Genomic DNA, 20,040 nt, shown 5'->3' on the forward strand with positions numbered 1-20,040 from the left:
CGCGCATTACACCTTCCCCCGGGCCGCCGTCCTGCGCGAAGCGTTCTCCCAGTGCGTGACCGATTATTTTGTGAAGGCCAGCAACGGCGGCCACTTCGAGGCTCGTGGCCTCGTCGTGACGGGAGAGTCCAGGGTGGGTAAGACCTCGGAAACGATCAAGCTCATCGACGAGTTCAACGACAGTCGCACCGAGATGCCCGGCGGCAAACCCGGAAAGATCATCTATTGCAAGCTGGACGGGTTGGTGACCTGGAAAGATCTTGGCCGGAAGACCTTGGCAACGCTGGGCTACCCCGGGTCGCCACTGCGGACGCAGAGTGAAATCTGGGGAATAGTCCGCCGCCAAAGCCGTGGGCAGGGTGTGATAGGCGTTTACTACGATGAGTGTCAGCACGTTTTCCTACCGAAAGGTAAGTCAAATCGTATTTTCCTCGACAGCTTCAAGTCTCTGATGAAGGAGCCCGAATGGCCGCTGATCTTGGTGCTGGCCGGCGTGCCGGTTCTTAGCGACTATGTGAACTCCGAGGAGCAGCTTTCCCATCTCCTCACGCCGGTCCATTTCGACGAGATCAGCTTGGGTAAAAGTGCCGACCCGGCCAAGGACCCCGACATGATCGAGCTGAACAAACTCGTCTATGCTTACGCAAAACTCGGCGGGATCGATGTTGAAGAGGTCGTGGACGTTGACTTCCTGGAGCGGCTGGACTTCGCATGTTCCTCGCGCTGGGGGCTGGTCATCGAGCTTCTGGTCCGCACCTTCGCGCTTTGCCGCCTTCGTGAAGAGAAGGTGGCCACGATCAATCTGTTCGCGGAGGCCTATGCCCAGAACTCGCGTCTGCCCGAAGAGATGTCGCCCTTCACGGCGCCGGATTACCGCGACCTTCTTGATCGCGCGAAGCTCCTGGAATTGGTGCAGAAAGCGTAGCAGTTTCGACTGATCTTATAAGGCGCTGAGGGCTCGCATTCGCGGGCCCTTTTTATTGGCGCGAAGTGTGCATGCTTATGTGTCATGCGTGCATGCTTATGCTTCACAAGGAAAGCGACTTCACTGTAAGGTGTTGATTTTGCTTTATTTTAAATGAGGTAGCGTTGATCCGAATCGGATAGGTGCGCAAGCTTATGAGTCATTGGCAATTTGTTGTTGCCAATGACCCATAAGCTTGCACGTTTTGGCGGTTTTCATGCACACTCCCTGTCACGATTGAATTACACATCCCCTCCGAAAATACCCCAAGGCGTTGATTCAATTTCATCTCTTCGCTCGGCGAGGTATTCTCCGGGGACATTGGCCTCAAGCGCATCAAGGACGGGATCAACCGTCCGTCGCAAATAGACCGGGCCGACATCTGCTCCCTCGGGCCTGAAACGATCGATCCGTCGGGCCGACAAAGACGCCAGAATTGTGTTCCGGTGAAGTCCGGTTTCCTCCGCCATCATCCGGCTCGTTGGAGCGATCATGCTCGAGACCAACGACGAATGGACGGTCGCGCGCAGATACATGAGCCTTGAAACCCTCGCCCGCGTAAACGACGATCCTGACGTCAGGTTGCCCGCCGTGGCGTTCTGATCTGGCTCGGGCCTTACCAAAGGTCGACGCTCTTACACCATTCGGTGGGACACCATCCATGAAGGTGGTTGAAGGTACATATCCGGCTTGAAGTGGCCGGGATCTGGTGATGTTCCGCATAATCGCCTTCGAACGATAGGTGGCCCAAATGGGAACTCAGCGTGACACCAAAGCTGGACAGGTCCAGTGCTGGCCCGGCTTCAGCCGGACAGCGCGTAGCGGTGGAGCAGATGGAAACGTCCTGCCGCATCCTCGCCCACCAGTGCCAGATCGCCGATCTCGAACGGGGCGGGCAGCAGTGGCACCAGGTGGCCGGTCAGCGCCGCCTCGACCGCGCCGAGTGCGGGCTTGGGCAGCTTGCCCGACAGGGTGATGTGAAACCGGAACTGCCCCATGACATGAGGGTAACCCCAGCGCGCCAGGTTCTCCTGCTGCGCCGGGGAGAGGCCGGCGGCGCGGCGGCGCGCCAGCTCGGCCTCGGGTGCGGGCGCGCGAAACCGGTCCAGCGCCTCGACCACCCTTGCCGCCAGCGCGTCGAGCGCGGCGGTGTCGCCGACGGGGCGCAAGGCAAGGAACCGGCCCAGCCGCACCAAGGTCAAACCCTCCAATTGCAACGGCGCGTTCCTGGCGCAGAACGTGGCGCAGGCTGTCTCCAGGTCGGCGCGGGTCATGCCTTCGGCCAGGCGGAACGGCGGCTTGATCGTGGCGTGTGCCCCGTATTTGCGCGGTGTCGCGGTGATCGAAGCCAGGGACAGCGGCAGGCCGGCGACCTCCGGCTGCGGCACCTCTGCCCCGGTGTCCATGTCCCAGCCCAGCCAGCGGGTAACGAAACCTCCCCATGCCGCCTGGGCAGGGGGGGCGTAATAGATGGCGTAACGCTGAAATTCACCTGCTATAGTCATGTCGGCCCCGGCTGGCTGTTCCGTTCCTCAAATCATGCGATGCCCAGATGACAGAAGACTTTTGCCTTGCCAATGCCATGCTGGTCCTGCCCGGGGAAACCCGACGTGGCAGCCTGCGTGTGGTCGATGGAACCATCGCCGCGATCGACAGCGGTGCAGCCGTGCCGCAGGGCGCGGTGGATTGCGGCGGCGACCATGTCGCGCCCGGCCTGATCGAGTTGCACACCGACAACCTTGAACGGCACATCCAGCCGCGCCCCAAGGTCGACTGGCCGCATGCGGCCGCGATCATCGCCCATGACGCGGAACTGGCCGGCGCTGGCATCACCACGGTCTTCGATGCGATGCGGGTGGGCTCGATCCCCTCGGGCACCGGGCGTTACCTGAAATACGCGCGCGGGCTGGCCAGTGAACTGCTGGAGCTGCGCGCCGCCGATGCCCTGAAGATCAGCCATTTCCTGCACCTGCGCGCCGAGGTCTGTTCCGAGACCCTGCTGGAGGAACTGGCGGAGTTCGATGCCGATGATCGCGTCGGTCTGGTCAGCCTGATGGATCACACGCCGGGCCAGCGGCAGTTTCGCGACCTTGCCAAGTTCGAGGCCTACGTGAAGGGCAAGCACGCGATGACCGACGATGATTTCCGGCGCCATGTCGCGCAGCTCACGGAGCTGCGACGCAAGGTCGGCGACGCGCATGAGATCGGCGCGGTCGCGCAGGCGCGGCGGTTCGGGGCGGTTCTGGCCAGCCATGACGACACCACCGGGGCGCAGGTCGAGACATCGGCCGGCTACGGTATCCGGCTGGCGGAGTTTCCGACCACCGTCACGGCGGCGCAGGCCTGTCGCGACCACGGCATCGCGGTGATGATGGGGGCGCCCAACCTGGTGCGTGGCGGATCGCATTCGGGCAACGTGGCGGCGCAGGAGCTGGCCGAGGCCGGTTTGCTGGACATCGTGTCGTCGGACTACGTGCCCGCGGCGCTCCTGTTCGCGGCGGTGCGGCTGGGGCAGGTCTGGGGCGACATGGCGCGTGGACTGTCGACGGTGACAGAGGCGCCGGCGCGGGCCGTCAAGCTGGCGGATCGCGGCACGCTGGCACCGGGCAAGCGCGCCGACCTTGTCCGGTTTCGCCTGCGCGGCGACGTGCCGGTCTTGTCCGGGGTGTGGTCGCGCGGCCAACGGGTGGCCTGACCCGCTGGCGGAGGAGGGGGGCGCCTTCGGCGAAGTATCTCAGGCTCGGGAAAAGGCCGGGGGCGGGTCTTGCCCGCTCAGGCCCGGTAGAACAGGTAACGGTCGGGTGCGATGGTGTCGGGGCCGGTGATCTGCTCGAACCCAACCAGCGGCTGGCCCGAGACGATCAGCCCGCCGGGCTGCATCACATCGGCGATCAAAGGCGACAGGCGGGCGGCCTCGGCAACGTCTTTTTCCTTGATGCCAAAGCCGAAGTCGTAGTGCGCCAGAACGATCCGCGCGCCGCTGTCGGCCAGTTTGCGCAGCATCGGCTCGGCCTCGCCCTGCAGGAAATCCGCCTCGGGCGGGGTGCAGGAGGGGTGGCATTGCAGCACCCGGTCGATCACCCAGATGCGGCGCTCCGGCAGGATTTCGCGCAGGTGGTCATAGGTGCGACCGTTGCCGAGGCCGAGGTCGACCACGTCACCCTCGAGATCGGCGATCTTTTCGGCGGCCCAGTTCAGCCCGTCGCGTTGCGCGGCCAGGCGGCGCAGCATGGAGTCCAGTCGGCTCATTCGATGTCCTTCGCTTCGGTGGTGGTGGTCCAGGGGGTGACGGGCCCGGCGCGCAGGCGGGTCAGCAGCGCGCGGGTGAACCCCCAGATCGCGGTGTCATGCACCAGGTGGTGGGTCAGCACCCCGTAGGGTTCGGCGTTGTCGGTGTGCCCCTCGCGGCGGTCGGCAAGCTGGGCGGCCAATTGCGCGATCAGCGCGGCCGGATCGGCAAGCGAGCGGTTGCCGCGCCAGTCGATCGGGTCGAGATGGGTGTTCACTTGCAGCAACCCCGGCGCGGCCAGGGCCGATTTGCGCGGCGTGAAGGTGGAGATCGCGGTATAGCCCAGCCCGGGCAGGGCGGTCAGAAGTTCGGGCGCGATCCGGTTCCAAGGCGGCACGAACATCGGCCGCAGCGCCGGGCCGAGCAGCGCACGCAGGCGCAGCATGCCGTCGCGCGCCTCTTTCGCCATGACCGGCAGCGGGCGGTGGGCGCCGAACTCGGCCTTCTTCTTGCCCTCTGGCGCGTGGCTCCGATGGGCCCAGCCATGCACCACCGGGATCAGCCCCGGGCGATCCTTGATCACATCGGCCAGCGTCGGTTCGGCCCCGGCGGGAATGACGGCGAGATGTACCGGCAGGTCGACCTCGTCGGCCAGCGCGGTCAGATCGTCCAGCGCGGCACTGGGGGCCACCGCATCGTCGTCGCGCCACCACAGCGGCAGCGTCATCCCCGCCTGTTGCCAGCGGTCAAGCTCCCGGTCGAGCGGGGTCCAGTCCAGGGTCATGCGCGTGCCTCTGCCATCTGGGTGGCGATTGCCACGGATCGTGCCGCGCCGTCAAATTCGAGCCCGCTGTCGCGGTGGGGGCCGGCGGCAAGGGCGCGGTCGAGCGCCCCGGCCAGTGTATGGGCCGTCATATCGGCACTGCGCAGCACCTCGACCGCAGGAAGTTGGGCGAGGCTTTCGGCGCGCAGGCTCTGCTCCACCTCCTTGCCGGCGTCGAAGGGGATCAGCACGGCGGGGGTTCCGGCCTGGAGCAGGTCCATCGCGGTGTTGTAGCCGCACATGCTGACCGAGGCGGCGGCGTGCGGCAGCATCTGGCGGAACTCCGGGCGGGCGGCTTCGACGGTGGCGTTTGCCGGCGCGGTGGCCTGCAACTCTGACAGCTGCGCCGGATCGTTGCCACCCACCAGCAGTCGCCAGTGCAGGGCGGGGCGCAGACGCGCGGCCTCCAGCGCGGCCCGGAACAGCGGCCCGCCGACCGCGCCGCCACCGGCACTGACCAGAACCTCGTCCGTGCCGAGGCCCTGCGGGTGCGGCACCGGGGCAGGGGGGGCGACATAGCCGGTATAGCGCAGCTTGTCCGCCAGCGTCGGGGTGACGGGCCAGCTTTGCTCCAGCCGCGTGGCATGGGGGTCGGAATGGACCAGAACGGCATCGTAGAGCCGCGTCACGATTTCTTCGGCGCGCTCGGCCTTGGAGGGTTTCGAGGGCGGCGCGAGGATATCGCGGATCGAGGACAGCACTATGGGGCGGCGGCGCTGATCCCGCGCCGCCTCGAGCAGCGATAGGAACTCGCCCGACAGTGCCCGGCGGCCAAAGGGGAACAGCTCGGTGATCAGGACGTCGGGGGCAAAGGCGATGAGCGCGCCGCGCAGGGCGATCCTGCGCCGCTCAAGATAGCCCGCGTCGGCCTCTTCGCCGGTGTCGGTCAGCAGGCGGGTGAAATCCACCCCGTCCGAGGCCAGCAGGGGCAGTTGCAGCCAGCCAAGCGCGCCCGGGTGCAGGTGCGGCGCCGGGCGGCCGCCGGAGACGACCAGAACCTCGTGCCCGGCGGCGTCAAAGGCACGGGCCAGCGTCAGCGCCCGGCTCAGGTGCCCGGTGCCCAGCAGGTGGGTGACCACGATCATCACCTTCATGGCGCCGCCTCCTCCCGGACCAGGCGGATCGGTTCGCCCTCCGGCGTCAGGGTCTCGCCGTCGAGGCAGAGCAGGTAGAGCCGGTTGCGCTTGACTTTGAAGGGCGCCGGGCCGGCGAAATCCCAGCCATGGGCGCGGGCCAACAGCACCCGCATGATGCCGATGTGGCAGACCGCCAGCGCGTCGCGTTCGAGCCGGGCGAGCCAGGGGCGCAGCCGCGACCAAAGTTCCCCCGGGCTTTCACCGCCCGGTGCGCGATAGTCCCAGCCCCAGTCCTCGATATGGCGAAAGCCGCTGCCGGGCGTGGCGAGCAGGTCGGTGCCGCGCTGGCCCTCCCAATCGCCCCAGTTCATCTCGGTCAGTTCCGGCGCGGTGCGCGGCGCGCGGCGGGCCACCAGCTCGGCGGTCTCGGCGGCGCGTTTGAGCGGGCTCGACCACAGCTCGGCCGCGTCCCAGGGGGCGGGCAGGCGCTGGGTGGCCAGTTCGGCGCGGGCGTCGTCGTCCAAGGGAATGTCGCTGGCGCCCTGGATCCGGCCCATGCGGTTCCAGTGGGTGTGACCGTGGCGCAGGAGGGCAAGCCGGATCATGCAGGGTCTTTCACAAGGGGGGCGACAGCGGACCAGAAACGCTCGGTCGCGGCTGGGCGCAGGTGGGCGCGGGCGATCATCGCACGGGCCTGGGCGCCACGTGACTTGCGCAGTACCGGATCGGAGAGCAGGGCGGCGATCTGCGCGGCCAGCGCCTCGGGGCCATCTTCGGGCCTTGGATAGGCGCCGGGCAGCAGCACGTCACGCACGCCGGGGCGATCCTGTGCCACCACGGCAAGGCCGGCCGCCTGCGCCTCGAGATAGACCATGCCGAAGGCCTCGTTGACGCCGGGCCAGACGAAGAGCGACGCGCGTTGGTAGGCCCGTGCCAGCGCATCGCGGTCGAGCTGACCGAGAAAGCGCACCCGGTCGCCAAAGGGGGCCATCAGCGCCTCGACCTGCCCCCGCGCCGGGCCGTCGCCGGCGATCTCAAGCCGCCAGTCGCCCGGCAGATGCGCCAGCGCCTCTGCCAGGATCGTGTATGAGGCCAGCTTGTCCCCCGCCCGCATCATCCCGGCGGTCAGCATCGGGCCGCCGCCCCAGGACGGCTCCGGCAGGGTGTCGGTGGGCAGGAACGGCGGCAGATGAACCAGCCGCTGCCCGGGCACGCGATGCCGGCCCAGCGTGATCAGGTCGTTGGCGGTGAGGTAGAAGATCACCGAAGCCGCGTCGCAGGCGGCCTCGGCGGCCGCGGCGAAGCCGGCCCAGGGACCGGTCAGGCGCTTTTTCGCGCGGGTGGATTCGATCTGGACGTAGGGCAGCCCCAGCGCGGCGCAGGTGGCGGGGCCGATCAGGTCGGGGGCCTTGTAATAGTTGTGGTAGGTGACCCAGAGGGCGATGTCAGTGCCGGCGAGGGTATTGCTCAATCGGGCGATCTCGGCCTTGGCCGCCTGCTGCAGATCGGCCTGCCGGGCGGGATCGCCGGATTTCTCGTGCAGTTTCAGGTCCGAGACCACGATGACCTCGGCGCCCCTTGCCCCGATGGCCGCGATCAGGTTGCGGGCCATCTCCCGGTCGCCCGAGGGGGTCGGGTCGCCGGGCGGTTTCATCGGCGCGTAAAAGGCGACGCGGGTCATGGCGCGGGGGCGCCGATCATCCGCCGCAGCCGCGCCGCAAGCCGGTCGATCCCCGGTTGCATGGTGAATTCGGCGATCAGCCGGTTGCGGGCCGCCTCGGCCATCGCTTGCGCCTGTGCCGGATCGTCGGCAAGGGTTTCGATGGCGCGCGACAGCGCCTCGGGGTCGTCCTCGGCCAGCAGCCCGTGGGTGCCGCTTTCGATGAATTCCGGGATCGCCGCCACGGCGGTCGAGATGATCGGAAGCAGTTGCGAGGCCGCCTCCATCAGAACATTGGGCAGCCCGTCGCGGTCGCCGTCCTCGGCGATCCGGCTGGGCAGGACAAAGAGATCGGCTGCGCGCATCGCGGCGATCACCTCGGGCTGGTCGCAGGCCCCGCGCCAGTCGATCCGCGCGGCGATGCCCGCCGCCTGCGCCTGGGCCTGCAGCGTCCCGAGCAGGTCGCCGCCGCCAATATGGGTCCAGCGCCAGTCGAGATCTCCGGGCAAACGCGCCAGCGCCGCGATCAGCCGGTCAAAGCCCTTTTTCTCCACCAGTCGCCCCACTGAGAGCAAGTGCAGCGGTGCACCCTTTGTCCGCATCGGTCGCGCGGGGGGATCGGGAAAGCGGGACAGGTCCAGCCCGTGATAGATCAGGTCGACCTTGCCGGGATCGCCGGCCAGATCACGCAGGTGCCGCGCGCCATAGGCGGTGCAGGTGACGCCGAAGCGGGCGGCGTGGGGACCGGCGAGCTTTTCGCGCTTTTCCCACTCGGGCGAGGTCCAGATATCCTTGGCGTGGGCGGCAAAGCTCCACGGCAACCCGCGCATGATCGCGGCATAGCGCGCGACCGAGGAGGGGGTATGCAGGAAATGCGAATAGAGCCCGCGCGTGCCTTCGGGCAGTTCATGCGCCAGCACGCAGGCCTGGCCAAAGCGGCGCACCCGGTTGCGGGTGGGGTCGCGGCGCAGGTCGGCGCGCCAGACCTCGTAGGCCTCCGCGTAACCGGGCAGGGATCGCGCGGCGGTGCGGGCGCGGGCGACGCGGGCGGGCTCGTCGAACAGGTATTCGGGCAGGTAGCGCACCCTTGCGCGCAGCTGGTCGTGCAGCGGGTGACGCTTGGTGTCGGTGGGGTGGCGCAGCGACCAGATGTCAAAGCGCAGCCCGGCTTTTTCCAGCGCAACCAGTTCCTGCGCGATGAAGGTTTCCGACAGCCGCGGCCATCCCTTCACCAGAATCGCCAGCGAGGGTTCTTCGCTCATTCCGCGGCCTGTCCTGAACATTCGGACAAAAGCGCGCTGACCCGGCGCGTCACGTAGTCGAGCCCGCCCAGCAGCCCCTCGTGCATCGCCTGCGAGGGCAGCGGTTGATCGGGAAGGGCACGGATGGCGCGGATCATCGCCTCGGGTGTCAGCCCGTCGCGGCCGTTCTCCAGCATGCGGACCAGCCCCAGTTCCTCGGCGCGGCTGGCGCGGATCCATTGTTCCAGCCGGGGCACGGTGCGCGGCACGATCACCGCGCGCTGGTCAAAGGACAGCACCTCGCAAAAAGTGTTGTAGCCGCCCATGCAGACCACGCCCTGCGCCTGTGCGAACAGCGGTTCGATCTGCGATTCGAAGCCGACGGTGGTGACGCGGCCGTCAAGGCGGGCGACGCGGGCCTCGAAATCGGCGCGGGTCTCGCCCGAAAGGAACGGGCCATAGACGATCACCGCGCGCGGGGCGAGGGAGGGGTCGCGCTCATAGGCCGAGAGCACCAGATCCACCATGAATTCGCCGTCGCCGCCGCCGCCGGGGGTGATCAGGATATAGGGGCTGTTCTCGACCGGGGCGGACTCGACCGGGCCAAGTTCACGCCGCAGGTAGCCCGTCCAATGCATCCGCGCGCGGACCTCGGGGCCAAGGTCGAGGCCGGCGACCGGGTCGTAGAAATCGCGTTGCCCATAGACCCATATCTCGTCGTAATATTTGCGCATCGCCTCGATCGCGCCCTTGCGCGCCCATTCGACGGCGAGCAGGTCCGGGTCGTCGAGCACGTCGCGCAGCCCCAGCACCAGCCGCGCCCGGCCCGCCGCCTGCAGGCAGTCCAGCGTCGGCAGCAACTCACCGCGAAATCCCGAGGGTTCCTTGTCGACGATCAGGATGTCCGGGTCGTATTGCCGGGCCGAGGTTTCGATCAGCGCCGCGCGCAGCTCGGTGATGTCCTCGATGTCCATGCCCAGCGTCTGCGCCACGTAGGAGCCGTCGCTGCGCTTGGTCACGCCGGGCAGGCGGATATGGTCGACCCGGCGCGGAAAGGCAAAGCGCCCGGCCACCGGCGAGCCGGTGAGGATCAGCGCCGAGGCGGTGGGATTGGCCCGGGTGATCGCGCCGGCCAGCGCCCGCGATCGCCGCAGGTGGCCCAGCCCGAAGGTGTCGTGGCTATAGAGCATGATGCGGGGCGCGCGGTCCGTGCGCCGTGCCTTGCCGGGGAATGTCGCGCCGCTCATCATGTCGTTACAGCCTCAGGTCCGCGCCCGATTTTCCAAAGATACCCTTGATATCGTACAGAACCGCCCCCGGTTTGCCCAAGGTCCGAATGGCCGCAGGGCCCATTTCGACGAATTCCTTGTGAGCGACGGCCACGATGATGGCATCATAGGCCCCGGCCTCGGGTTCTGCCACCGGGGCGATGCCGTATTCGGCCTGCATGGCGGCGGCATCGACCCAGGGGTCGAAGACATCCGGCTGCATCGAGTAGGCGGTCAATTCGCTGACGATATCGGCCACCCGGGTGTTGCGGGTGTCGGCGCAGTTCTCTTTAAAGGTGAAGCCCAGCACCAGCACCCGTGCCCGCGCCAGGTTGGCGCCGCGTGCCAGCAGCGCCTTGATCAGCTCATGCGTGACATGCTTGCCCATCTGGTCGTTGATCCGGCGCCCAGCGAGGATCACCTCGGGGTGATAGCCGAGCTGCTCGGCGCGGTAGGTCAGGTAATAAGGATCGACGCCGATGCAGTGCCCGCCCACCAGACCGGGTTTGAACGGCAGGAAATTCCACTTGGTCCCGGCGGCGTCCAGCACCTCCAGCGTGTCGAGGCCGAGGCGCGAGAAGATCAGCGAAAACTCGTTCACCAGCGCGATGTTCAGGTCGCGCTGGGTGTTCTCGATCACCTTGGCGGCCTCGGCGGTCATGATCGAGCTGGCCCGGTGCAGCCCGGCCTTGACCACCGGGGCATAGAGCGCCTCGACCCGGTCGAGCGTCTCGTCGTCCTGGGCCGAGATGATCTTGACCACGTTTTCAAGCGAATGCTCGGCATCGCCCGGGTTCACCCGTTCGGGCGAATAGGCCAGCTTGATGTCATCATGCACCGCCAGACCGCTGCCGGCGGCCAGCTCCGGTCCGCAGACATCTTCGGTGACGCCGGGATAGACGGTGGATTCCACCACCACCATCGCGCCGGACACCAGATGCGGTGCGATGGTGCGGCAGGCGGCGCGCAAGGGTCCCAGGTCCGGGGTCTTGGCGTCGGTGATCGGGGTGGGCACGGCGATGATGAAGACCGTGCGACCGGCCAGATCGGCGGGATCGTCCGAGAACCGGGCGCCGGCGGCGGCCAGCGATTGCGCCGAGACCTCGCCGTTGGGGTCTTGTCCGTCGCGCAGCGCCGCGACATGGGCGGCATCGGTGTCGAAGCCAAGGGTGTCGTAGCCGGCACGCGCCAGCGCCACGGCCAGCGGCAGCCCGACATAGCCGAGACCCAGCACCGCGATCCTGTCCTGATTGCCTTGCCTGGTCATCGCCCGTCTCTGTTACGCCCAGCCGCGCGGGCCGCCGGTCCGCACGTGTCTCATGCCCTTTTCCGGCCAAGCCCCTAGTATTGAAATCGCACCCGAATGCAAACAGGTTTCTGCCGCCTCGGGACGGGCATCGCGCAGATCCAAGCCGCCATATGCGCGTTTGCCTTGGCCGTGCCCCTCTTGTAGCCTTTTGCCGGACACATGACGCGGGGCGGAAAAAATGACCAAGACGATGTTTCGCCTGGCCTTGGCCTTGTGGATGCTTGCGCTGTCCCTGGCCATGGCGCCGGTCGCGGTGCAGGCCCAGTCGATCCTGTCGTTGGGCGGATCCTCTGACACACCCTCCTCGGACGGGGCCGCAACCGGCGGAATGGCCGAGGCGCTGAAGCAGGCCGCCGAGGCCGGCGTCAGCGTCGTGGTGGTGGACGAGGCGGGCAACCTGGTCGGGACCGCGGCGGGACAGAAACCTGCGACGGAAGAGCCGGCCCCGGAACATGCGATGATGGAGGGGGCCTCGGCCCTGATGAAGGCGCAAGCCGAGGTCGAAAGCTTTCGCAAGACCCTGCGCCAGCGGCTCGACGCGCTGCCCAACTCGCTGAACGAGGTCCGCTTCATCCTGCGCGCCACCAGCCCCGACGGACGCATCATGACCTATGTCGAGGTGTTGCTGTGGAACATGTTGTTCCTGTTCGCGGGATACCTGTTCGCGCGGTTCATCTACGGCCCCAAGATCGCCGGTCGCTTTGTCATGCCACGGGTGAAGGAGAGCCCGAAAGGATACATCGAGAAGATGCCCTTTCTCGTCTTCCGCTTTTCCGCCGGGGTTGTCGGATCGCTATGCGTCCTGCTGATCGCGCTGATCCTGGGCACCCTGTTGGCGCGGTTCCCCGACGATCTGTCGGTCCAGTTCACGGTGACGGCGATCTTTGCCACCTTCTTCATCTCGCGCACGGTGTCGGACCTGTGGCGGATGATCCTGTCGCCCTTCCTTGGCCAATACCGGATGCCGCATTTCTCGGACCGGGATGCGCGGCGGTTGTACCGCTGGGCGACGGTGCTGATCACCTTCAATGTGGCCTCGATCGTGTTCAGCACCTGGATCGCGGATTTCGGGTTGAACTACAACGTCTACGCCTTGCTGCATGGGGCGCTGACGCTGGTCGCGACGCTGGCCAACATCGTGATGCTGGTCTGGAACGGGCGCGCGATCACCGATGCGATACGGGGCGGACGCGCGGCCTCGGACGTACCCTGGCTGACCCGGACGGTGTCCTATGCCTGGGCGCCGGTGATGATCGGCTATTTCATTTATGGCTGGCTGCGGCTGGCCTTTGCGCTGGTGCTCGAACGTCCGATCGGCATCCCGCCGATCGCGGCGGCCTATTCCAGCTTTGTGGCGATCATCGTGGTCTACGGCGTCATCAACTACGTGATCGAACAGTATTTCGCCCGGTCCCGCAGCCGCGATGCGCTGAATGAGGAACTGGCCGATGCCGAGGCGCGCGAGGCCGAGGGCGGGGAGGCGGCCCCGGCGCGGTCGCGTCATGCGATCACCACCTACGAGGACCTGGCGCGGCGGGTCTCGGGCATCCTGGCCTTTGTCGCCGGGATCTACGCGCTGACGCTGGTCTGGGGCACCGATAACCGGCTGATGTCCAACGCGGTGGTGGACAGCGCGCTGGACGTGATCGTGATCCTGTTCATCGGCTACATCGTCTATCACCTGTTCCGGATCTGGATCGACAGCCGCATCGCCGAGGAGACCGGCGACGAGGCAGAGGGCGAGCTGGGCGACGAAGGCGGCGCGACGGGCGCCAGCCGGCTGGCGACGCTGCTGCCGCTGTTCCGGGGTGCGATCCTGGCGGTGGTGGTGGTCTCGGTCGCGCTGATCGCCTTGTTGGAGCTTGGCATCAACGTCAGCCCGCTGTTCGCCGGTGCCGGGGTGGTCGGACTCGCCGTCGGCTTTGGCGCGCAGACGCTTGTGCGCGACATCTTTTCCGGCGCCTTCTTCCTGTTCGACGATGCGTTCCGCAAGGGCGAATACATCGACTTGGGCGAGGTGAAGGGTACGGTCGAGAAGATCTCGGTCCGGTCGTTCCAGCTGCGCCACCACCTGGGCGCGTTGCACACCATCCCGTTCGGCGAGATCAAGGTCCTGAGCAATTATTCCCGCGACTGGGTGATCATGAAGCTGCCGCTGCGGGTGACCTATGACACCGACGTGGAAAAGGTGCGCAAGCTGATCAAGAAGCTGGGGCAGGAACTGCTGAGCGATCCGGTGATCGGCGAGAATTTCATCCAGCCGCTGAAATCGCAAGGCGTGATCGAGATGCAGGACAGCGCCATGATCATCCGGGTCAAGTTCATGACCAAGCCGGGCGACCAGTGGCTGGTGCGCAAGAAGGTCTATGAAGAAATCCGCGAACTGTTCGCGCGCGAGGGCATCCACTTTGCCCATCGCGAGGTCACCGTGCGGCTGGCCGGAGACCAGGCAGGCGCGGCCACGCCGCAGCAGAAACAGGCGGCGGTGGGCGCGGTGCAGGCCGCCATCGACGAGGAGGCGATGGACGAGGGGGGCGGCCACGGCGACGATCGCTAGTGGCGCGTCAGCTTTCGTAGGGGTCCAGCGAATCCCGCAGCCCGTCGCCGAGGAAGTTGAAGGCCAGCACGATGACGATGATCGGCAGCATCGGGATCGCGGTCCAGGGGTAGATCTCGATCGAGGCGAGGTTCTGCGCGTCGTTCAGCATCACCCCCCAGCTGACCGCCGGGGCACGCAGCCCGAGCCCGAGAAAGGACAGCGCAGTTTCGCCCAGGATCATCGCCGGGATCGACAGCGTGGCGCTGGCGATCAGGTGCGACATGAAGTTGGGCAGCAGGTGCTTGCGGATCACCCGGCCCGAGGAGGCGCCCATCATTTCCGCCGCGCGCACGTATTCCTCTTCGCGCAGGGACAGGAATTTCGCCCGTACCGCGCGCGCCAGCCCCGGCCAGTCGAGAATCCCGAGGATCACCGAGATGATGAAGAACACCGAGACCGGCCCCCAGTTCGACGGCACCGCCGCCGACAGCGCCAGCCACAGCGGCAGTTCCGGCAGCGAGCGCAGGATCTCGATCACCCGGTTGATCATCCAGTCGATCCGGCCGCCGAAATAGCCGGCGATGGAGCCGAAGCTGATGCCCAGCAGGAACGAGACCGAGATACCGATCAGCCCCACGGTCAGCGACAGCTGCGCGCCGTAGAGGATGCGGCTGAACACGTCGCGGCCGAGCCGGTCGGAGCCCCAGAGGAACAGCGTCGCCCCCTCGGGGGCGCAGAACAGGTGGCGGTCGGTCTCGATCAGCCCGGCCAAGCGATAGGTGCCGCCGGTGCAGAAGAACTCCAGCGGCAGGGGGCGGCTTTCATCCGGCACGAATTTCCACTGGAAGGTTTCCAGGTCCGCCTCGGCCAGGATGGGATAGACGAAGGGGCCCTGGAATTCGCCCTCGTGAAAGAACTTCACGCCCTGTGGCGGGGCATAGAGATGCTCGGACTGGCGTTCGTTGGGCGTATAGGGGGCGATGAACCCGGCGAAGGGCAGCATCAGGTAGCAGATCAGCAGGAAGATCCCGGAAAACAGCCCCAGCTTGTGCTGTCGGAACTTGCGCCAGATCAGCAGCCAGTTGGGCGCGTCGAGGTCGCGCCGTTCCAGGTGCTGGATGCTGGCCTGCGGATCATAGGGGGCGTCGTCCACATAGCGTCCGTCGGTCAACCGGGTCATGCGTCGCGCCCCTCATAGCGGATGCGCGGGTCGAGCAGGACCAGCAGCACGTCGGAAATCATCGTGCCCATCAGGGTCAGCAGGGCAACGAACATCAGCACGAAGGCCGACAGGAACTGATCCTGGGTCTTCAGCGCGGTCAGCAGGGTCGGGCCGATGGTCTGCAGCCCCAGCACCACCGACACCAGCACCGAGCCCGAGACCATCGCCGGCAGCAGGTTGCCGATATCCGCGACAAAGGGGTTGAAGGCGACCCTCAGCGGGTACTTGGTCAGCATGCGGCGCGGGCTCATCCCCTTGGCGATGGCGGTCTCGACATAGGGTTTGCCAAGCTCGTCCAGCATGTTCGCGCGCAGTCGCTGCATCATCGCCGAGGCGCCCGAGGTGCCGATCACGAAGGTCGGCACGATGAGGTGGATCAGGATCGACTTGGCCTTTTCCCAGCCCATCGGTTGCCCCTCGTAGGCGGGGTCCATCAACCCGCCGATCGGCAGGTCGAAATACTTGTGACCGTAGTAGAACAGGATCAGCGCCAGCAGGAAGTTCGGCGTCGCCAGCCCGAGATAGCCGACGAAGGCCGAGGTGTAATCGACCCAGGTCTTGGACTTGGCCGCCGCCAGCACCCCCAGCGGCAGCGCCACCAGATAGACGAAAAGCACGGCGGCGAGGTTGACCAGGACGGTCAGCCAAAGGCTCTCTCCGACGATCTCGGAAACCGGGCGGTCGAACTCGAAAGACCAGCCGAAATTGCCCTGCACCAGCCCGGCGAACCCGTTCGGGCCGGGCATGAAGCCGACCCAGATCATGTATTGCTGCCACAGCGGCCGGTCCAGCGCGTACTCGGTGCGCAGGAATTCGGCCTTGGCGACGCCGGCCTCCTGCCCGCTGGCGCGCAACTCGGCGATCTGGTTCGACAGGTAGTCGCCCGGTGGCAGGTTGATGATCACGAACACCAGAACCGACACCGCCAGAAGCGTGAGCAGCATGGTCGCAAACCGGTAGATCGCATAGCGCAGGATGGGCATTCGCGTCCTCGTCAGCCGTCGTCGGCGAAATAGAATTCATCCGGGCGGTGGATGCCGAAATGCGCCCCCGGATCCCAGGTCCAGAGGCCCTTTTCCGGCACGTTGCGCAGCCGCTTGTTCACCACGATGGGTTGCGGCGCCTCGGCAAGGATGCCGATGCCATAGACCTGCTCGGCGTGGATCTGCAGCATCTCGCGCCAGGCGGCACTGCGCTCCGCGTCCGAGGTTGCCTGTTCCCAGTCGTGGGCAAGCGCCATCAGCCGTTTCGCCGGCTCCATGTCCGGGGGCTCTCCGGCTTCGCCGCCGGTCTGGTAGTACTGGCCCCATTTCGGCCATGCGAGGAATTCCTGCTGGCGCGGCGCAAGGTAGTCGGGCGCGGTATAGGGTTGGGGGATGCCGTTGTCCCAGCCGTACCAGACCGAAGCCATGGAGGTGCCGGCAAACACCCGGTTGCGCAGGATGTCGCGGTCCAGCGGGCGCATCACCAGCCTGACGCCGATCTCGCGCCAGGTGTCGGTGATGATCTGCAGCGCGTTCTCGACCTCCTGCCGTTCGCCGGCGGTTTCGATCACGAATTCCATCGGGCGGCCATCGGGCAGCAAGCGGATGCCGTCGCCCGACCGCTTGTCGAGCCCGGCCTCGTCGAGCAGGCGGTTGGCCTGCTCGGGGTCATACTGGGCCCAGGCTGCCCGCAGTTTTTCGTCGAAGAACGGGCTTTGCGGCAGCACGGTCATCGCGCCCGGCTTGGCCAGCTTGAAATAGAGCGCGCGGTTGATCGTCGCCCGGTCGATGCCCAGCGACAGCGCCCGGCGCACCCGCACGTCGCGCATGACCTCGCGCCAGGCGGGGTCGTTGACGTTCAGGTTGGGATAGATCGCGATCTGCGAGGCGACGCCCGTGGGCCAGAGCAGGGTGCGGTAGTTGCCGCCGTCGGCCTCGCCCTTGCGCAGGATCGAGATGTCGCGGAAATCGAGGCCACGGCCCTGCAGGTCGGTCTCGCCGGCGTTGGCCTTGGCGGCGACCAGGCCACCGGCGACGATCTCCATCTCGACCACGTCGATATAGGGCAGTTGCACGCCCTTGCTGTCGATCCGGTGATAGAAGGGATTGCGCACGAAAAGGTGGCGGATCTTCTTGCCCGAGGTGGCGTTCATCCAGGGCTGCAGGGTGGGCAGCGCGCTGTTGTCGAACTTGTACATGTTGTCGAGCTTGTTGTGCAGCGCGGCCCAGCTCTTGACCCGGGCCTCCTCAACCGCGGCGGCAAGCGCGTCTGGGTCGGCGTATTTCTGGTGATACTGCTTGAGGAAATGCGCCGGGCGAAAGATGAAAGGCGGCCGCGCCTGGGCCAGGGTCTGCAGGAACCCGGGGTTGGGCGCATCCCACTCGAACACCACGGTGGCCTCGTCGGGAAAGCTGACCCGGGGCAATTTGCCCTCGACCCGCAGGAAATCCGGCGGCCCGGCGGGGCTGAGCGCGGGGTTGTTGGCCACGTCCTCCCACCAATAGGCGAAATCGGCCGAGGTAAAGGGCTGCCCGTCCGACCATTTGTGGCCGGGCCGCAGGTGCAGCGTGAAGGCCCGGTTGTCGACGTTCTCGAAACTGTCCAGCAGGTCCGGCGCAAGGTCGTAATTCTCGTCGTAGCCGATCAGCCGGGCATAGCCGTAGACGACCATCTGGCGGATGTCCTTGCTGCGGGTGACCATGGTGCGCAGGGTGCCGCCGGGGGTGCCCGAGTGGCGGCCCTTGGCCTCGAGGTCCACGACCAGGGGCACATCGGGCAGGCGTTCGGCCACCGGCGGCAGGTCGCCGCTGTCGACCTCCTCGCGCCAGAACGCGCTTTCCTGCAGCGGGGGCAGGGCGGCGGCGGCCAGCGGCGCCAACGCGGCGATCAGCGTGGCGGCGGCGATGCGGGTGAAGTTGCGGGGGCGGGACAGCAGACGGTCAGACATGGCAGCGTACCTTGTGGCCGGGTTCCAGTTCGGTGAGAGACGGTATCACGGTATCGGAAAAACGAAAGCCGTCGGGCCAGCTTTCCGGGGCGCCGGCACCGAGCGCGACCAGCTTCAGGTCGATCGGACGGTCGATGTCCGGGGTCGGCTGAGCCGCGATCAGGGCCTTGGTATAGGGATGCTTGGGGTTGTAGAACAGCGTGTCGGGCGGCGCCTGTTCCACCACCAGCCCCTGGCGCATCACCGCCACCTCGTCGGCGATGCGGGCGACCACGGCAAGGTCGTGGCTGATGAACAGGTAGGACAGGCCCATCCGGTCGCGGATGTCCTCCAGCAGGGTCAGGATCTGTTCCTGCACCGAAACGTCGAGCGCCGAGGTTGGCTCGTCGCAGACGATCAGCGAGGGGTCCAGCATCATCGCCCGAGCGATCGACAGCCGCTGGCGCTGGCCGCCCGAAAAGGCATGCGGGTAGCGTTGCAGCATGTCGGGGTTCAACCCGACCTGGCGCAGCATCTCGGCGGCGCGGTCGCGCCGCTCGGTCCGGGTGCCGATGCGGTGGATCTCCAGCGGTTCGGTGAGCGCGTCGAGCACCCGCATCCGCGGGCTGAGCGAGGAATAGGGATCCTGGAACACCATCTGGGCCTGGCGCTGAAACGCGGTGCGCTCGGTGCGGGTCATGTCGTGCACGGCGATCGGGTCGGCCCCCTTGGGGCGGAACAGCACTTCGCCCCCGGGATCGGGCAGTTCTGCCCCCAACGCGATCCGCGCCGCGGTGGTCTTGCCCGAGCCGCTTTCGCCGACGATGGCCAGCGTCTTGCCGCGCGGCAGCTTGAGGTCGATGCCCCGGCAGGCATGGATCAGCACATCGGGCCGCCAGGCCGAGCCGGCGCGCATGGTATAGGTCTTGGAGACCGCCTTCATCTGCAGGATGAGATCCGTATCGGGCAGCGGCGGCGCCAGCTTGGCCTCGGCCGGAATCGCGGGGGCGGCATTGAACAACTGCCGCGTATAGGCATGTGCCGGGGACCGCAGCAGCGGCTCGGCGGCACCGGATTCCATGATCCGGCCGCGATGCATCACCACCACCTGCTCGGCCATGTTGGCCACCACGCCGAGGTCATGGGTGACCAGGATCAGCCCCATGCCGGTTTCCTGCTGCAATTCCTTGATCAGCCCCAGCACCTGCGCCTGGGTGGTAACGTCGAGCGCGGTTGTCGGCTCGTCCGCGATCAGCAGTTCGGGCTTGGCAACCATGGCCATGGCGATCATGGCGCGCTGCCGCATGCCGCCGGACAGTTCGAACGGGTAGGAGCGATAGGCGCGTTCCGGGTCGGGAAAGCCGACCCGGGCGAACGTGTCGAGCACCTGGCGTTTCGCGTCGCTGCCCGAGCCGCTGCGATGCAGCCAGAGCACCTCGCTGACCTGGTTGCCGATCCGGTGCAGCGGCGACAGCGAGCGCATCGGTTCCTGGAAGATCATCGAGACCTGGTTGCCGCGGATGTCGCGCAGGCGGCGTTCGTTCAGGGTGGTGAGGTCGAGCGACTGGCCGCCGCTGTTCAGCGTGACCGTGCCGCTGCGGATCTGCGCGTTGCGCGGCAGGATGCGCAGCACCGCGCGGCAGGTCACCGTCTTGCCCGACCCGGATTCTCCGACCAGCGCCAGCGTCTCGCCCGGCATCACGCGGAAGTTGACGTCGCGGACCACCGCGTCGTCGCGACCGAAGCCGATGCTCAGGTTCTCGACGGACAGCAGCGGCGTCATCCGGTCTGCCCCGAA

Annotated in this window: 16 protein-coding genes and 1 pseudogene; 4 read left to right on the plus strand and 13 right to left on the minus strand. The window is 66.9% G+C overall.

The annotated features are described in order from the left end of the window. Together ABWV23_RS15510 and ABWV23_RS15515 are read left to right on the plus strand one after the other, a co-directional pair. Window positions 1-925 (plus strand): ATP-binding protein (locus ABWV23_RS15510; protein WP_353349366.1); only part of this gene is annotated, 925 nt, incomplete at its 5' end. Between the two features lie 492 nt (window positions 926-1,417). After that, window positions 1,418-1,567, plus strand: a pseudogene (locus tag ABWV23_RS15515) (IS256 family transposase); the annotation flags it as partial. Window positions 1,568-1,767: 200 nt separating this feature from the next. Here the strand turns inward: ABWV23_RS15515 and ABWV23_RS15520 are convergent. After that, on the minus strand, window positions 1,768-2,469 hold the full coding sequence (locus ABWV23_RS15520) for a DUF1045 domain-containing protein (protein WP_353349368.1): 702 nt from the start codon (window positions 2,467-2,469) through the stop codon (window positions 1,768-1,770). A 47-nt stretch (window positions 2,470-2,516) separates the two neighbouring features. On the opposite strand from ABWV23_RS15520, the gene ABWV23_RS15525 reads away from it, so the two are divergent. Then, window positions 2,517-3,659, plus strand: a complete 1,143-nt coding sequence (locus ABWV23_RS15525) for an alpha-D-ribose 1-methylphosphonate 5-triphosphate diphosphatase (RefSeq protein WP_353349370.1) — start codon at window positions 2,517-2,519, stop codon at window positions 3,657-3,659. 77 nt (window positions 3,660-3,736) lie between these two features. Here the strand turns inward: ABWV23_RS15525 and ABWV23_RS15530 are convergent, their stop codons facing one another. From ABWV23_RS15530 to ABWV23_RS15565, 8 genes are read right to left on the minus strand one after another with little or no spacing between them, the layout of a single operon-like run. Next, on the minus strand, window positions 3,737-4,213 hold the full coding sequence (locus ABWV23_RS15530; RefSeq protein WP_353349372.1) for a class I SAM-dependent methyltransferase: 477 nt from the start codon (window positions 4,211-4,213) through the stop codon (window positions 3,737-3,739). Continuing rightward, window positions 4,210-4,977: a polysaccharide deacetylase family protein gene (locus ABWV23_RS15535; protein ID WP_353349374.1), complete on the minus strand. Its 768-nt coding sequence runs from the start codon at window positions 4,975-4,977 to the stop codon at window positions 4,210-4,212. Before ABWV23_RS15535 ends, ABWV23_RS15530 begins: the two co-directional genes overlap by 4 nt. Beyond that, on the minus strand, window positions 4,974-6,110 hold the full coding sequence (locus ABWV23_RS15540) for a glycosyltransferase family protein (protein WP_353349376.1): 1,137 nt from the start codon (window positions 6,108-6,110) through the stop codon (window positions 4,974-4,976). The genes ABWV23_RS15535 and ABWV23_RS15540 overlap by 4 nt, the downstream gene beginning before the upstream one ends. Continuing rightward, window positions 6,107-6,697, minus strand: a complete 591-nt coding sequence (locus tag ABWV23_RS15545) for a histidine phosphatase family protein (RefSeq protein WP_353349378.1) — start codon at window positions 6,695-6,697, stop codon at window positions 6,107-6,109. Before ABWV23_RS15545 ends, ABWV23_RS15540 begins: the two co-directional genes overlap by 4 nt. Next, window positions 6,694-7,773 (minus strand): glycosyltransferase family 4 protein, encoded by a 1,080-nt coding sequence (locus ABWV23_RS15550; RefSeq protein ID WP_353349380.1) that lies wholly within the window; start codon window positions 7,771-7,773, stop codon window positions 6,694-6,696. The genes ABWV23_RS15545 and ABWV23_RS15550 overlap by 4 nt, the downstream gene beginning before the upstream one ends. Further along, window positions 7,770-9,014 carry a glycosyltransferase family 4 protein gene (locus tag ABWV23_RS15555; RefSeq protein WP_353349382.1) on the minus strand — a complete coding sequence of 415 codons (1,245 nt, stop codon included), beginning with the start codon at window positions 9,012-9,014 and terminating at the stop codon, window positions 7,770-7,772. Before ABWV23_RS15555 ends, ABWV23_RS15550 begins: the two co-directional genes overlap by 4 nt. Then, on the minus strand, window positions 9,011-10,240 hold the full coding sequence (locus ABWV23_RS15560) for a glycosyltransferase family protein (protein WP_353349384.1): 1,230 nt from the start codon (window positions 10,238-10,240) through the stop codon (window positions 9,011-9,013). The genes ABWV23_RS15555 and ABWV23_RS15560 overlap by 4 nt, the downstream gene beginning before the upstream one ends. Before the next feature lie 7 nt (window positions 10,241-10,247). Then, a complete protein-coding gene (locus ABWV23_RS15565; RefSeq protein WP_353349386.1) occupies window positions 10,248-11,528 on the minus strand; it encodes a nucleotide sugar dehydrogenase in 1,281 nt (426 codons plus the stop codon). Between the two features lie 220 nt (window positions 11,529-11,748). On the opposite strand from ABWV23_RS15565, the gene ABWV23_RS15570 reads away from it, so the two are divergent. Beyond that, on the plus strand, window positions 11,749-14,127 hold the full coding sequence (locus ABWV23_RS15570; RefSeq protein WP_353349388.1) for a mechanosensitive ion channel domain-containing protein: 2,379 nt from the start codon (window positions 11,749-11,751) through the stop codon (window positions 14,125-14,127). 7 nt (window positions 14,128-14,134) lie between these two features. Here ABWV23_RS15570 and ABWV23_RS15575 read toward each other — a convergent pair whose 3' ends face one another. Genes ABWV23_RS15575 through ABWV23_RS15590 form a run of 4 tightly spaced genes read right to left on the minus strand, consistent with a single transcriptional unit; the run spans window position 14,135 to window position 20,025 of the window. Then, a complete protein-coding gene (locus ABWV23_RS15575; protein WP_353349390.1) occupies window positions 14,135-15,289 on the minus strand; it encodes an ABC transporter permease in 1,155 nt (384 codons plus the stop codon). After that, window positions 15,286-16,314: an ABC transporter permease gene (locus ABWV23_RS15580; protein ID WP_353349392.1), complete on the minus strand. Its 1,029-nt coding sequence runs from the start codon at window positions 16,312-16,314 to the stop codon at window positions 15,286-15,288. Before ABWV23_RS15580 ends, ABWV23_RS15575 begins: the two co-directional genes overlap by 4 nt. 11 nt (window positions 16,315-16,325) lie before the next feature. Then, complete coding sequence (locus ABWV23_RS15585; RefSeq protein ID WP_353349394.1) at window positions 16,326-18,263, minus strand: ABC transporter substrate-binding protein; 1,938 nt, start codon at window positions 18,261-18,263, stop codon at window positions 16,326-16,328. Then, entirely contained in the window at window positions 18,256-20,025 is a 1,770-nt protein-coding gene (locus ABWV23_RS15590) for an ABC transporter ATP-binding protein (protein WP_353349396.1), read from the minus strand. The genes ABWV23_RS15585 and ABWV23_RS15590 overlap by 8 nt, the downstream gene beginning before the upstream one ends. Window positions 20,026-20,040 lie beyond the last annotated feature (15 nt).

Origin of the sequence: Aquicoccus sp. SU-CL01552 (genome assembly GCF_040365005.1) — a bacterium.
GTDB lineage: Bacteria > Pseudomonadota > Alphaproteobacteria > Rhodobacterales > Rhodobacteraceae > Antarcticimicrobium.